The following is a 13,351-nucleotide window of genomic DNA, read 5'->3' as shown; positions in this document are numbered from 1 at the left end:
AAGAGGGCCGCATGGCCGAACGGCGTTACTGGAGCAGGGCGGCGCTGAACACAGGCCAGGCCCGAACGACGGATCTGGACCTGCGACCTTTCAAGGATTGTTTCGCCCGCACCACCCGCGCTAACCTCCGGCCCATTCCCTCCGCTGGCAAAGGATTGCTGTCTTGCTGCGCCCCGTGCTCCACCCATCGCTCTCCCTTTTTTTCAAGAACCGTCCCGTGACGGGGCTGGCGCCTGCGCGCGCGTGGGGCAGGGTGCGGGTTATATCGAATGCACGCGAATACGGGGTAGTGCGGAAGGACACGCTTTGTTACCCATCTTGTGTTCGCTTGAGAACAGCGGGAGAGGTCGATGGGGCCGACAAAGGCATTGCCATGGGCCCATCACGCATCGCGTTTAAGTTTCTTTGTTACTAAATGTTTGCCACGTACGCAGATGACTAATGCTTCCGCAATCATGCTGCTTAGAAACAGGCTCACAATGCTCATCGAACGCCTCTTCGGCTGCTTCCCCTCTGCCTGATCGCGCTCGACGATTTTCCGTACAAAGCCGAGATATTTCTTGACTTTTAGCCGTTCAGGCGCAGTCTTTGTTAAGCGCTTGTCAAACGACTGGCGAGGCATGTTGCAGCTGGCGCTGGATTCTCAGGGAACCAATAAGCAGTACAAGATGTCCTTCGACGTTCCCGGTGTCGAAGAAAAGGACTTCCAGATCACGCCCGACAACGACCTGCGGATGGCGCGAGGCGAAAGCGCTAGGAGCTGGAGAAGAAGGAAGGCGGCTTTCCTCGTGTCGAACGCCCCTACGGCAGTTTCCAGCGTGCCCCCTACGGCAGTTTCCAGCGTGCACTGAACCTGCCTGACGATGCCAACCAGGATTCGAAGCGCGAAGCTAGTGCACCTAAGCACGGCCGTTCGATTCCGATTGGCAGATCACTCGGAAAGTCCCTTGCGGTCGCCACGAAATCCAACCAGGAGACGAGGTGCCGCGGCGTGTTGCACCTCGCCATCTGAATGACCTGAGGAGCGTCCGCATGGCCAGGAAACAGTGCCAAATCTGCGGCCAACCCGCCACGGCGCGGGTGGAAGCCAATCTCAATGGTCGCCGCACCACCATGCTGTTGTGTGACGATCACTACCGCCAACTGGTGCGTCAGCAAAAACGCGCCATTTCCCCGCTGGAAGCCCTTTTCGGCTCTCGCAGCGGCTTGTTCGAAGATTTTCTGGGCAGCGATTTCTTCCGCATCGGAGAAGAGTCTGCACCGGCTGCAGCCGATGCCGATGAAGTGGTCGATGCGTCGTTTGGCGAACCAGCCTCCACAGCATCTGGCACGCCGCGCCGTCGAGGCAGCGGGCTGGCCAGCCGCATCAGCGAACACTCCGAGGCCCTGTTGCAGGAAGCCGCCAAGCGTGCCGCGGACTTCGGTCGCTCCGAAGTCGATACGGAACACCTGCTGCTGGCGTTGGCCGACAGCGACGTGGTCAAGACCATCCTGAGCCAGTTCAAGATCAAGGTCGATGACCTCAAACACCAGATCGAAGCCGAAGCCAAGCGCGGCGACAAGCCGTTTGAAGGCGAGATCGGCGTATCGCCACGGGTGAAGGATGCGCTCAGTCGCGCCTTCGTCGCCTCCAATGAATTAGGACACTCTTACGTCGGGCCCGAGCACTTCCTGATCGGCCTGGCCGAAGAGGGTGAAGGGCTGGCCGCCAACTTGCTGCGCCGCTATGGCCTCACGCCGCAGGCCCTGCGTCAGCAAGTAAACAAGGTGGTCGGCAAAGGTGCGGAGGATGGCCGCGCCGAGACGCCGACAAATACGCCGGAGCTCGACAAGTATTCGCGCGATCTCACCAAGATGGCGCATGCGGGCAAGTTGGATCCGGTCATCGGCCGCGCGCAGGAAATCGAAACCACCATCGAAGTGCTGGCGCGGCGCAAGAAGAACAACCCCGTATTGATCGGCGAGCCTGGCGTGGGCAAGACCGCCATCGTCGAGGGGTTGGCACAGCGCATGGTGGCCGGCGAGGTGCCCGAGACGCTGCGCGACAAGCGCCTGGTCGAGCTGAACATCAATTCCATGGTGGCCGGCGCGAAGTACCGTGGCGAGTTCGAGGAGCGCGTGCAGAAGGTGCTGAAGGAGATCTCCGAGCACCAGGGCGAGATGATCCTCTTCATTGACGAGGTGCACACCATTGTGGGTGCCGGCCAGGGCGGTGGCGAAGGCGGGTTGGACGTGGCCAATGTCTTCAAACCGATGATGGCGCGCGGTGAGCTGAACCTGATCGGCGCGACGACGCTCAACGAGTACCAGAAGTACATCGAGAAGGACGCCGCGCTGGAACGGCGCTTCCAGCCGGTCATGGTGCCCGAGCCAACGGTGGCGCAGACCATCATGATCCTGCGCGGCCTGCGCGATACCTTCGAAGCGCACCACAAGGTCAGCATCACCGAGGACGCGATCATCGCGGCCGCCGAGCTGTCCGATCGCTACGTCACCGCGCGCTTCCTGCCGGACAAGGCCATCGATCTGCTCGATCAGGCTGCCGCCCGCGTGAAGCTGTCGGCGACGGCCCGCCCCGTTGCGGTGCAGGAGTTGGAGGCCGAACTGCACCAGTTGCGCCGGGAGCAGGACTACCTGGCTTCCCGCAAGCAATACGACAATGCGGCGGAGGTCGGCAAGCGCATCGAAACCAAGGAAGCCGAACTCAAGGAGCAGGTCGAGGACTGGGAACGCGAGCGCGGCTCGGGCAGCGCCGAAGTCAAGGCGGAACACGTGGCGCAGATCGTCTCGCGCCTGACCGGCATCCCGGTCAATGAGCTGACGGTGGAGGAGCGCGAGAAGCTGCTGCACCTGGAGCAGCGGCTGCACGAGCGCCTGGTGGGGCAGGATGAGGCGGTACGCGCGGTGGCGGATGCGGTGCGGCTGTCGCGCGCGGGGCTGCGCGAAGGCAGCAAGCCCGTGGCCACGTTCCTGTTCCTGGGCCCCACCGGCGTCGGCAAGACCGAACTCGCCAAGGCGCTGGCCGAATCCATCTACGGCAACGAGGGCGCCCTGTTGCGCATCGACATGTCGGAGTACGGCGAGCGTCATACCGTGGCGCGGCTGGTGGGCGCTCCGCCGGGCTACGTCGGCTATGACGAAGGCGGCCAGCTCACGGAGAAGGTCCGTCGCAAGCCCTACAGCGTGCTGCTGCTCGACGAGATCGAGAAGGCCCACCCCGACGTCTACAACATCCTGCTGCAGGTGTTCGACGACGGGCGGCTCACCGACGGCAAGGGTCGCGTGGTGGACTTCACCAACACCATCATTATCGCCACCTCCAACCTGGGATCCGACATCATTCAGCGCCGGCTGAAGGCACGCGGAGCGGCCGGCGAGGAGTACGAGAAGACCAAGGCAGAGGTGATGGACGTGCTGCGCGGGCACTTCCGCCCCGAGTTCCTCAATCGCATCGACGAGCTCATCGTCTTCCATGCGCTGGGCAAGGAGGAGATCCGCCACATCGTCGGCCTGCAACTCGATCGCGTGGCCCGTAATGCCGCGAGCCAGGGGGTGACGCTGACGTTCGATGGGACGCTGGTCGATCACTTCGCGGAAGAAGGTTACAAACCCGAATTCGGTGCCCGCGAGCTCAAACGACTGATTCGCAGCGAGCTGGAAACGGCACTGGCGCGCGAGATGCTCGGCGGCGGCATCGGCAAGGGTGATTACGCCTGTGCACGTTGGGACGACAAGGCGGAGCGGGTCGCCTTCGACCGCAAGCCAGTCGCTCCGGCCAACGCCGAAGCTCCCGCCGAATCTGCGCAACCGCCGGGCTCGTCCAAGGAGTCGAGCAAGGGGACGCGCAAGAAGAAGTCCGAAAGTGGTAAAGCATGAAGCGCGGGGCTGCCCTAATCCTGAGCATTCGAGACGGGCAGCCCGTGCTTTCTCTTTGATGCGCCGGGCACCTCTCGGGTCGAGTCCCGCCTATCCAAGTACGACGTTCCCTATGCGCGCGGGGTGGAGCACCCGGCTGCGCGACATCCTGTCGTGACAACCTGGCGCGGCTACCGACATCGCCCGCGACATGTTCACGCGCTTCGGCACGGGCGAAGGACTGTGCTGGCGCAAGAGGCGCAGCGACCGCGATTTCTCGTAGGAATGGCCTGTTTCTGAAGGAGTGGCGCATGAACAACAGCAATCAGACCGGGACGGCACTCGAACGACTCCGTCGTGAATGGGCGGTGATGACGGTTTACGAACGTTTCGAGCAGGCCGTCGCCATCATCCTTTCAGCGGTGATCGCGGTGATTATCGTGGTGTCGTTGGTGCAGCTGATTCAAATTGTCTTCAGCCTGCTGATCATCGATGCATTCAATCCGCTCGACCACAAGATCTTCCAGAGTGTGTTCGGTATGATCATGACGCTCCTGATCGGGATGGAATTCAAGCACTCCATCGTGCGCGTGGCCTTGCGCCGTGACAGCATCATTCAGGTCAAGACGGTCATCTTGATCGGGTTGATCGCGCTGTCCCGCAAGTTCGTGGTCCTGGATCCCGATGTCAGTCCGGCCAAAGTCGCGGCGCTGGCTGGCGCCACCCTGGCCCTGGGTCTGACCTATTGGCTGTTGCGTGAGCGCGATGACCGCATTGCCTAGGTGTGTAAACCCAGTACGTTGTTCAGTGGAAGTGGCGCGCGGCTGATGGGTGGGTTGTAGCCAAGGCTGGCGTGAGGTCTGTGCCAGTTGTAGTGATTAAGCCACGGCAGCAGGTGAGCGGCGTGTTGCTCGGAGCTGTTGTAGCTGCTTGCATACGCCCACTCTCGCAAGCTGGTCTGGATGAAGCGTTCGGCTTTGCCGTTGGTGCGTGGTGTGTAGGGCTTGGTCCAGAGGTGGCGCAAGCCCAGCCGGCGAGCCAGACGACGGAAGCGCTTGGAGCGGTAGCAGGTGCCGTTGTCGGTCATGATGCGAGTGATTCGGACACCCAGGCTTCGGTAGTAGTGCAACGCCTGAACCTGAGCGTCGATGAACTGACAGAGGATCTCGGTCAGACGGGGCGCCCCAAAATCTGCTCCAGTCTCCATGCGGACCCATTGATCGCGATACCGGAGCAGTAATTTTGTGCCGCTAAGGTCGATCCCCATTGCCGATTCAAAAACAGCTGAGTCGTTCATACCCCTTTTTCTCTTAGTAGGATTTTTAAGGAAAAATGCGCCACGACGATTTATCTGGCGGGTGCGCGCGACAGCTGCGCCTGGCCGAAAGCGGGCGTTGTTAATACTGCGAACGAAACGACCGGCATACAACGTTTACAGGGAAGTCCGTTCTGCAGTGGGGCTGCCCGGTGCGATAGGGAGTCGTGCTCACCGTCGGCGCGCGCGCCACCGCATTGGCCGGGCGCCCCCCGTTCTTTCGCCTTCATCCCGTTTTGCCAAATCCGACTGTGACCTGCTTGTCTCCTTGCAGCCGGCAGGCTGGAACTCGCTTTGTTCGCTGTGTTCTATAGCGGCCCGTTTCCCACCCTGGCTGCCCCTCCTTATGAAGATGAAACGCCCGTCAGACAACGCTTCGTTGTTTGCCCTGGCCCTCCTGCTGACTTCCGTGACTACCGTGGCGAGGGCGGACGTGCTCACGCCGATCAGGACCGCTGCGGATCATGGCGCCTGTGTGGTCGAGCATCAGGGCGCGCAGGAGCCGGCCATTGCGCTCGCCGCGTCGGCCTACGATCTGGTCGGTATCGACCAGCGTGAGGTCGTGGGGCTGATCGAGCGGTTTCTGGGGCACGGGTGTTCCATTCATGAGGCCGACAGCCAGGGAGTGTCGCCCCTCAACGTGGCCGTGCTGACCGCAGAGCCGGACCTGCTGGCTTATCTGCTGCGGGCAGGGGGCGAGCCCGACTTGATCATTACCGGCGCTCGGCCTTGGGCGAACGGCCGCAACAGCCTCGAGTTCGCGCAGCTGCTGTACGAGATCGATTCGAGCCCCGTTAGGAAGCAGATCGTCGAGATTCTCAGCCACCGCCAATAGGCGGTTTCGCTTCAGCCATCGGTAGGCAAGGCTGCGCCGTTGCCTACGGTTCTGCGCGCCACTCCCACACCCCCGCATCGCCCTCGATCAGCTTCCCCGCATTGCCCAGTTCGACGCATTCCCGCTCCAGGGTTTCCCGCAGCCATTGGCGGTCGTGCGCGCTCGGCGCTTCCAGCCGCAGGTGGCGCAGGCGCACGGGCGCCAGTTGCAGGCGGCTCAGGCGGCCCTCATCGTCGAGTTCGGGGAAGTACAGCAGCGTCAGTTCGCTGCGAAAGCCCTCGTGGCCTTCGATGCCTTCGTAGTCGTTGATCAGGTCGCCGCAGCCGTAAAGAATCAGCCGCCCGTGATGGATCTCGAAGCCCTTGGGGTGGTGGGAGGAGTGGCCGTAGACCAGGTCGACGCCGGCCTCGTCGATCAGGCGATGGGCGAAGCGGCGTTGTTCTTCGGGGACGATGTAGCCCCAGTTGCCACCCCAGTGGATCGACAGCACCACCCGGTCGCCGGGCTGGCGCGCGGCGCTGATCAGTCGGCCGAGGTGCGCCAGGCGAATGGTGTCCAGCTCCGCCAGCCGCGCCACGCCGGGGCGGCTGGCGCCGGCGGCCCAGTCGCTCGGCACACCGCAGTCGTCGGTGGCGCAGGCGAACAGCAGCAGGCGCCGATCATTCTCCAGCGGAAAGATCGCCGGGGCCTCGGCTTCGGCCAGGTCGTGGCCGGCGCCGGCATGGCGCAGGGCGCGGTGCTCCAGGTGGGTGAGGGTGTCGCGCAGGCCGTCCGGGCCCCAGTCCAGCACGTGGTTGTTGGCCAGCACGCAGCCGTCGATGGCGGCGGCCTCGAGCAGCGGCAGGTTGCCCGGGTGCAGGCGGTAGTGAATGCCCTTCGGGGCGGGCCGGCCGCGCGCGGTGACGGCGCATTCCAGATTGATCAGCCGCAGGTCGGGGCGCTGCCGCGCCAGGATGTCCAGCGCCACGCCCCACACGTAGGCGAAGTCCACCGGGCGCGGCACCAGGCCGTTCTTGCTCTCGGCCAGGCGCACGTAGTCGCGGGCGTCGTTCATCCAGGGTTCGTACAGGCGCGGGTCGCCGGCATGCGGCAGGATCTGGTCGATGCCGCGCGCCGGCATCACATCGCCGGCCAGGAACAGGCGCAGGGTCATGGCGGGCCTCCGCGTGGGTTATTGAAGTGAGACCACGGCCGGCGCCGCTTGGCACAGACGCAGCGGCCCGAACCGAGCCTGCGACCTTGCGAGGATTGTTTGGCCGTATCGCTCGCGCTAACCTCCGGGCCATTCCCTCCGCTGGCAAAGGATTGCTGTCTTGCTGCGCTTCTTGGTTCACCTATTCCGCTGCGAGTTATCCGGAACCGTGCTTCGACCGGGGCTGACGGTTGCCTGTGGGTGTGCCCGGAAGGTGGCGCGGGTTATATGGAATGCAATCGAATACGGAGTGGGTCTGTGGGGGAGGGGTAAGGGCTTGGTTTGAAAGGGGGTTCGTTCGGTAAGCGTTAGGGGCGAGCGGAGTTATGCCGAATCCACAGTTATGCGCTGGCGTGGATTCCATCTAATCACTGTTAGCAGGCTTAGTGCAATGACCTCAGTTTCCGGCTACATCGTCCGTCTTTCTCCCGAGCGGGAGGAATTGCTTGAGTGCTCGATCTACGAGAGTTTCGCCGAGCCGGTGCCTGAATTTCAGCATAGCCGGAACGTTCCTCTTATCTGCTTTGTTTTTTCAGACAATGGGATTCTTCGTTGGATAGCTCGAGGCAGGCGCGGCGTGAGAGCAGGAACCGATCTGCGGCGATTGAATCTTGAGGATTTATTCACCCTCACCGAGAACGTGCACATTGATGCGCTCATTGAGCGCAGCTCTAAACGGTTCAAAGCAAAAATATCCGAAAGATTGCGCAGTGGTGGCTTATTGCCGCCGAAATCTTTTCAAGAGTTCCTTGGCGTGCTCTCAGAATACGCGCCCCAGGCAGGGAGTGCTCTCGCGGGGTTCAGTGAGGCGCGGAACCGAAGAATTAGAGGGCTTGGTGCAAAAGCCAGAGAAAGCTTGGCGGAACAGAAGGAAGCTGTTGCCACGGCAATGAATATCGCGGGGATCGATCGCAAGGAGCTGCTGAACTGGGATATTGATGAGTCGGAAAAGCCAAGTTCGTTCTTAGACGGGCTGAGTCAGGTTCGGCTGAGAGAAGACCCCATGGTTATATCTGACTCGCAAGTTGTGCCCGGGTTTGATGCTATCCGTACCACTCCATTCAACTCCGTCGTCTTTGAGAATGATCGTAGGAAACTCACGGTTTTGATCACGAACCGCCAGCCGCTTGAGGAGCAGCTTGGTGTTGATCTGATCTATTACAACGAAACCTTCAAATCGTTTCTAATGATCCAGTACAAGGCGATGGAGCAGGAAGCACTGGAGGCTGTCTATCGCTTTCCGAATCAGCAGCTGGATGCCGAAGTCGTCCGAATGAAAAGTATCTTGGCCGAGCTTCGGAAGTGCCCTCAAAGAACGGATGCAGATAGCTTTCGGTTCTCAGATAACCCGTTTTTCCTAAAGCTCTGTCCGCGAATTGTGTTCAAACCCGATGATGTAGGCTTGATAAAGGGCATGTACCTGCCACTAGATTACTGGGATTCGATCTCGAACCATGAATCCATGAATGGCCCAAAGGGAGGGAAGCGCATTGCTTATTCAAATGTTCGGCGCTATTTCGACAACACGGCCTTCCTTACGCTCGCATCCGACGCATGGGTTGGAACAACTATTTCTCAGTCTGAGCAATTGGAGGTGTTGATCCGGTCAACCTTAGAGGCGGGGCGTGCTCTCGTGTTCGCGCTGAGCAAAGATAAAGAGGAGCGTCATCATGGTCGCAGCTAACAAATCGCTGCAGGGGACGTTTGACCCGCCGCCCATTTTTGCTTACGCAAAAACGGTCGTCGCCTCAAACGCCCCTGAGCTCAGGCGTTATGCAATTTTCAAATAGGTAGTGAGGTAAGAATGTCGATCTCAACAATTTTAAGTTCGATTACTAGGTTGCAAAAAGAAATATCAGATCTCCACCATAGAATGAGTTTGGAGACAAAAAAGGAGTCTGATTGCGGGGGTCGGATTGGGCAAATTGAAAGGAGCATTACCAAAAACACTAGCATAAGCACTCTGAAAAGCAAAAGCGCTGAAGTTCAAAGAAAGCAAGCTGAGATAGCTAAGATACAAGTAAATAAAGCGGCTCTTTATAAAAGGCTATCTGACAAAGAAGGGCAGTTGCTAAAGGCCAAGCAAGATCTGCTTAAGGAAGAGGAAAAGGAGCGCAAAAAGCAAGCCGTTACGGATGAGAGAGAAAGGAAAAAATTAGCAGATTTAGAAAAGAGGCATCAGAGAGAGCAGCTTGAATACCAGCGAAGGTTACAAGCAGAGATCAATCAAACTGCCAATATGGCTGCTTCTGTGAAAGATTTTCTGAATACTCAAAATAATTTGCATATAAATAATGTGAAATATGACTTATTTATTTCCCATGCCTCAGAAGATAAAGAGGAATTTGTTCGCCCGCTCGCCGAAACGCTAGAAGGTATTGGGGTTAAAGTATGGTATGACGAATTCACTTTAAAGGTTGGCGATAGTTTGCGAAAAAGCATCGATCAAGGGTTGGTGAACTCGAGATATGGAACAGTAATTCTATCGTCTGCTTTTTGCTCTAAAAATTGGACGCAGTATGAGCTTGACTCAATGGTCGCAAGGGAAATGAATGGACATAAAATGATATTGCCGATATGGCACAAAATAACAAAGAACGAAGTTATTAGTTTTAGTCCAGCACTCGCCGACAAAGTCGCGTTAAACACTTCTTTGCAGAGCATTGAGGAAATCGCTGGAGCGCTCGCAGAGGTAATATTGAGCGCAAAGGCATAGCTATGCGCTGCTACGGAAAATTTACTCGCGGCGCTCCTAGATTTCCGTAGAGCGCGGCGTTAAATAGTAATTGTTATTTTTCCAGAGCGGGCTTCAAACAAAAAATATGATTCCTTACGAGACATGAGCTCACAGTATTCTTCTAAACATATCGTCCCTCACTGGCTGATGCGTTTCTTTGGCGCAGAGTCTGCGACCTTCCAATTGACCGGTGAAGGCTTACAGGTGGTGACGAAGAATGGCGATTCATACCTGATCCAGGCGGAATCGCTGGCCAATGAGGCTACCCTTCAGAAGGGTGCGCTCTTCGCCAGGCTGGTGTTGCAAACCAATACCGGGCCGAAAACCTTTCCCGGTCTGCGGAAGAAAGATGCCCTGGCGCTATTCTGGTGGTTGCGTGAGCAGTGGCTCAGACAGATGGCACCGGAGGTAGTCAAGACCGCAGAAGATATCCGGGCACTGCTGACCCAGGGCTATCCCCGACAGTCGCGGTTGGAAGTGGCTAGGGTAATGGCGCAGGAGGCTTTAGCGCGTTTCGTGCGAGTGCCAGAGCCTGAGTGGTGCGCGGATGTACGGGATGTGCCGTTCAAGTGGGTGGCCGTCGTCGCCGGGTGGCAAGATGATGATCTGGAGAAGATGCGGCAGAGCTATGTGGCTCGCCAACTGCAACGCTACGCAGATTTCTTTGCTGCGGTGGAGAGCCAGCCACTTACTGAACGCCAGCGGGAAGCCTGCGTGGTGGACGAGGACAACAATCTGGTGCTGGCCGGTGCGGGTACGGGCAAGACCAGTGTCATGGTTGGCCGTGCCGGTTATCTGCTTAAGAGCGGTCAGGCTCAGGCCAGTGAAATTCTAATGCTGGCATTTGCCAACAAGGCTGCGGCAGAGATGCAGGAGCGCATCGACCACCGGCTGGGGAAGTGCGGAATTACCGCCAGCACTTTCCATAAACTGGGTAAAGAGATCATTGCCAAAGTGGAGGGGCAGCAGCCCTCCCTGACGCCACTGGCAGAAGATGACAAGGCGTTGGCCCTACAGGTGAACCGGTGGTTTGAGGAGCACCTGAAGACGCCGGCTTATCAGCAACTGACAATCAAATACTTTCAGCACCATCTCTACCCGGCGGCAAATCCCTTTGATTTTGAGTCGGAGGGGGAGTATTTCGACTATATCCTTGCCAATGATATTCGCACACTGAAAGGCGAGGCAGTTAAAAGCCTGGGCGAGTGTCTGGTCGCCAACTACCTGTTCAAGCAGGGCATTGAATACCAGTATGAACCCGCCTATGAGCACAGGACGGCCAGCCCGCTTTACCGGCAGTATCAGCCGGATTTCTACCTGCCCGAGCATAAGATATACGTCGAGTATTACGGTATTGACCGGGAGGGTAATACCGCGCCCTATGTGGACCGTGAAAAGTACCATCAGGGTATAGCCTGGAAGCGCCAGGTCCACGCGGAAAAAGGTACTCGCCTAATAGAGCTGTACCACTATGAATTGCAGGAAGGCGGGCTGTTTGACGCTATTGATGCGCAGCTGGCCGCGTTGAATGTGGATTATCAGCCACTCCCGCCGGAAGCAGTATTGGCTACCTTGCTTGAGTTTGGCGCCATAAGTGGTTTTGCCACTCTGCTGGCGGATCTGCTGAAACGATATCGCGCCAACTGCTACGAGCAAGGGCAGGTAGAGGCTGCCATCGCCAACGCCAGCAACCCGGAGCAGGTGGATGCGGCGCTGAGTCTTCTGAAACCCATCCTGAACGACTATCAGGCACTGCTGGATCGTGAAGGGCAGATCGACTTCGACGACATGATCGGCAAGGCCATTCAGTATGTTCGGGAGGGACGTTTCCGCAGTCCCTGGCGTTATATTCTGGTGGATGAGTTTCAGGACATATCCGAAGCTCGTGCGCGGTTGATCCGCTACCTACGAGATGCTGCAAAGGGGTGTTCGCTGTTCTGTGTCGGGGACGACTGGCAGGCTATCTATCGCTTTACCGGCAGTGATCTGAGCTTCACAACAGCATTTCAGGAAAATTTCGGTGCCACGAAAGTAACCGCCCTCGATCTCACTTTCCGCTTCAACAGTGGCATCAGCGATGTGGCGACACGCTTTGTGTTGGAAAACCCGGTTCAGGTAAAGAAGCAGCTCAATACCTTGGAAAAAGTGAAGCATCCTACGGTGTCGCTTCTACGGGAGGATAACCGGCCCCGGCACAACCCTGACGAGCCGAGCCGTCTGGAGAAGGTAATCTCTCGCATAGCTGAAATAGCCGAGTCAGGCAGTAGCGTCTATCTGCTGGGGCGTTACGGATTTAATCTTCCAGATAGGAGGGAGTTGCAGCAGCTCGCAGCACGCTATCCCTCTATAGTGCTGGAGTGTCACACGGTTCATGCCTCCAAGGGTAAGGAGGCAGATTACGTCGTCGTTCTTGGCCTCGAGACTGGAAAGTTCGGTTTCCCCACCGGGAAAACCACGCATCCCCTTCTTGAAGCATTGCTCCCGCCGCAGGAGGGCTACCCGCACGCTGAGGAGAGGCGCCTGCTGTATGTAGCTCTGACGCGGGCCAGATGTCGAGTGTACCTGATTGCTGATATGGCAGTTGCTTCGGATTTTGTTGTGGAACTTCTGAAGGGTGAATATGAGATCGATCTGAACGAATTTTCGACCTCACTCAGCCAGCGATTGCTGCACATGCTCAAATGCATGAAGTGCAAGACCGGCACCATGGTTCCGAGACAGAGCCACTTCGGGCGCTTCTTTGGCTGTAATAAATTCCCGCTCTGCTCTCACAAGGAACGAGGTTGCGAGCGTTGTGAATCACAAATGCGCCGCGCCGGACGCTTCAAAATCTGTATCAACCCTGATTGCTTAAGCTGGACCCCGGTTTGCCCGCAATGCGGCGCGGAAATGGTCCAGCGAAAAGGTCGTCATGGTGAATTCTGGGGTTGCAAAAACTATCGGCACGAGGGGGAGTGCTGTAAACATACGGAAAACGCAATAGTATTTGATCAGGATTTTCTGATCTCGGAGAGCCCTTGGTAGTCTTATGAAAAGTGATTTAACAAGTGGCTGTTGTTGGACGCACCTACGCTGACGCTCCGGTACGCCGCAAAGCCAAGCGTTATGTGCCAAAGGAGAGTCTTTAATTCCGCTGGCCGATTTTGAAAGGATCGCTTCTGGCGTTGTGGATCCTTCGCCTGAAGAGCATCAAGCGCTCTCGGCGGTCGGCGAAGTTCATCTCGGCGGGTGAAGTCGACGGAGTTTGCCAAATCGGGAAGTCTTTATCAGAGTCCCTAAGGATGGCCTGAAGTAGCCCCGTATTTCTGGCCGACTACAGACCTCGCTGTTTTTTGAAATGGTACATCGATCAAAAAACGCTCAGATCGACGTCTTATGTAGGGTTTCTAGCCGCTACGCGTACCCCGTAGCGGCTAT

General features: G+C 58.0%; 8 protein-coding genes and 2 pseudogenes. 7 read left to right on the top strand and 3 right to left on the bottom strand.

The features are described 5' to 3' along the window. Positions 1 to 382: 382 nt before the first annotated feature. Positions 383 to 622: a hypothetical protein gene (locus tag VL129_RS07605; protein WP_325411723.1), complete on the bottom strand. Its 240-nt coding sequence runs from the start codon at positions 620 to 622 to the stop codon at positions 383 to 385. On the opposite strand from VL129_RS07605, the pseudogene VL129_RS07600 reads away from it, so the two are divergent. The 3 genes and pseudogenes from VL129_RS07600 to VL129_RS07590 form a co-directional block, all read left to right on the top strand. Then, positions 606 to 925, top strand: a pseudogene (locus tag VL129_RS07600) (Hsp20/alpha crystallin family protein); the annotation flags it as partial. The gene VL129_RS07605 and the pseudogene VL129_RS07600 sit on opposite strands and share 17 nt — an antisense overlap. A 107-nt stretch (positions 926 to 1,032) precedes the next feature. After that, on the top strand, positions 1,033 to 3,876 hold the full coding sequence (clpK, locus tag VL129_RS07595; RefSeq protein ID WP_325411691.1) for a heat shock survival AAA family ATPase ClpK: 2,844 nt from the start codon (positions 1,033 to 1,035) through the stop codon (positions 3,874 to 3,876). Between the two features lie 290 nt (positions 3,877 to 4,166). Further along, a complete protein-coding gene (locus VL129_RS07590) occupies positions 4,167 to 4,637 on the top strand; it encodes a phosphate-starvation-inducible PsiE family protein (RefSeq protein WP_325411689.1) in 471 nt (156 codons plus the stop codon). Here VL129_RS07590 and VL129_RS07585 read toward each other — a convergent pair. Continuing rightward, positions 4,634 to 4,999 (bottom strand): annotated as a pseudogene (locus VL129_RS07585) (integrase core domain-containing protein); the annotation flags it as partial. The gene VL129_RS07590 and the pseudogene VL129_RS07585 sit on opposite strands and share 4 nt — an antisense overlap. 517 nt (positions 5,000 to 5,516) lie before the next feature. On the opposite strand from VL129_RS07585, the gene VL129_RS07580 reads away from it, so the two are divergent. Continuing rightward, positions 5,517 to 6,005 carry a hypothetical protein gene (locus VL129_RS07580; RefSeq protein WP_325411688.1) on the top strand — a complete coding sequence of 163 codons (489 nt, stop codon included), beginning with the start codon at positions 5,517 to 5,519 and terminating at the stop codon, positions 6,003 to 6,005. Positions 6,006 to 6,048: 43 nt separating this feature from the next. Here VL129_RS07580 and VL129_RS07575 read toward each other — a convergent pair whose 3' ends face one another. Continuing rightward, positions 6,049 to 7,158 carry a CapA family protein gene (locus VL129_RS07575; RefSeq protein ID WP_325411686.1) on the bottom strand — a complete coding sequence of 370 codons (1,110 nt, stop codon included), beginning with the start codon at positions 7,156 to 7,158 and terminating at the stop codon, positions 6,049 to 6,051. A gap of 430 nt (positions 7,159 to 7,588) precedes the next feature. Between VL129_RS07575 and VL129_RS07570 the strand changes: the two genes are divergently transcribed. From VL129_RS07570 to VL129_RS07560, 3 genes are all read left to right on the top strand, one after another. Beyond that, complete coding sequence (locus VL129_RS07570) at positions 7,589 to 8,881, top strand: hypothetical protein (RefSeq protein WP_325411684.1); 1,293 nt, start codon at positions 7,589 to 7,591, stop codon at positions 8,879 to 8,881. 120 nt (positions 8,882 to 9,001) lie between these two features. Next, positions 9,002 to 9,913 (top strand): toll/interleukin-1 receptor domain-containing protein, encoded by a 912-nt coding sequence (locus tag VL129_RS07565; RefSeq protein WP_325411682.1) that lies wholly within the window; start codon positions 9,002 to 9,004, stop codon positions 9,911 to 9,913. Between the two features lie 123 nt (positions 9,914 to 10,036). Further along, entirely contained in the window at positions 10,037 to 12,958 is a 2,922-nt protein-coding gene (locus VL129_RS07560; protein WP_325411680.1) for a UvrD-helicase domain-containing protein, read from the top strand. Positions 12,959 to 13,351 lie beyond the last annotated feature (393 nt).

The sequence above is a fragment of the Pseudomonas sp. genome (genome assembly GCF_035497915.1).
GTDB lineage: Bacteria > Pseudomonadota > Gammaproteobacteria > Pseudomonadales > Pseudomonadaceae > Serpens.
This window is presented reverse-complemented; position numbering and strand designations above follow the sequence as displayed.